The 1375-nt window shown below is 57.2% G+C and carries 1 pseudogene; it reads right to left on the bottom strand.

Annotated features, from left to right (window positions below):
- Window positions 1-99: 99 nt before the first annotated feature.
- Window positions 100-1251 (bottom strand): annotated as a pseudogene (locus IVW53_16025) (transposase).
- Between the last annotated feature and the right edge of the window lie 124 nt (window positions 1252-1375).

Genomic DNA, 1375 nt, shown 5'->3' with positions numbered 1-1375 from the left:
CTTTCACTAGTAGGTTTTTCATCAAGCGGCCTCCTGAGCGACATGAGCCTTGGCCTTCGTGTTCTTCTTTTTGGGAACCGAGGGCTTGGTTGGCCAGGGTTCCGGCACAAAGCGGCCCACCACGAGCCCATCACCGCGGATCAACAAGCCGACAATGGTGAGAATGCCACGCGCAAAGCAACTGAGCATGCGTGGGCGCGAACGTTTCGTGGCTTTGCGCCGGGCCACATGGGTTTGGGGCAAGGCCTCCAAACTGCTCACCGGCAGGCTCGCATCGACCTCGCCGCCCACGCTCACCGCCCACAACGTGGCCACCGCAATGGCTAACCACAAGCGCTCCGCCCGCTCAGGATCGACCATCTTGGTCTGATGCCAACCCCAACCTCCGCGCTTGGTATCTTTAAAGCCACCCTCGATCCAACTGCGCATGCCATACCAGACCGCCGTCGCCTGTGCAGGTGCCAGATCGGTGACGATCAACCACACTTCCTCATAGCCCTCATCCCAGCGCGCGAGTAACGTGCACTGCAAGCGACTCACCTCCCCTGAAAAACAGTCGACCTGACCACACCACGCACTGCCCACCTGTGGTGCTGCTGTGCTCAGACTGCGAAACTTGCCTTCTCCTTTTGGACGGAAATTGCCTTGTTTGTTGATGCGCATGAATGGGTGCCAGCCCAACGCCACGATCTTGCGGTAGAGCCAGGGAGCGTACAAGCCGCGATCGCTCATCACAATCACCGTCCAGTGTGCTGGTACACTGCCCGCCAATTTCTCGAGCAGCGTGAGCCAGTGTGGTTCCCAGGCTCCCTTTTCGAGAGCGCCCACCACTTTCCAGGCCACCGGAATCGCACAGCCCCGATACACCACGCTGATGCACAGCACCGTAAAGCGTTTCTTCAGCGTCGTTGCATCCAAGGCCAAAGCCAGCCGCGGCTGATCAGCGGGCCACCAGGCCAGAATCCACTGGAGCAACGGGCCAAAACAGGTGCTCACGTCCAGTTCACGACGCTTCTCCCCTTTTTTGTCCTTGGCCCCATAGCACCATTCGCGCAAGCGTTGCAACAAGCTCTGCTCCGTCCTTCCAATTTGCAGCGCCAAGGCCGCACACACCAGCGTGATGCCACACGATTTGGCCAGCACCATCCCATAGCTCCAATAGGCCAGCACCCTGGCCTGCGGTCGACTCAATTTCGGCAACATCGTTGACACGATTTCGATCCATTGCGATAATGGTTCTGGGTGAGACATGATTTTTCTCCTGCTCTGATAGCTACAGTGTTTTTTCCTATCTTAGCAGCAAAAATCAGTCTCTTCACCGGTTCTCTCTTTTTGGGCTACACTTCTCCCTTTCTCAAAAACCTACTAGTGAAAG

It is taken from the genome of Chloroflexota bacterium (assembly GCA_015478725.1).
Taxonomy (GTDB): domain Bacteria; phylum Chloroflexota; class Limnocylindria; order Limnocylindrales; family CSP1-4; genus C-114.
Note: the sequence above shows the minus strand (reverse complement) of the source record. Positions and strands in the feature narration are given on the sequence as shown.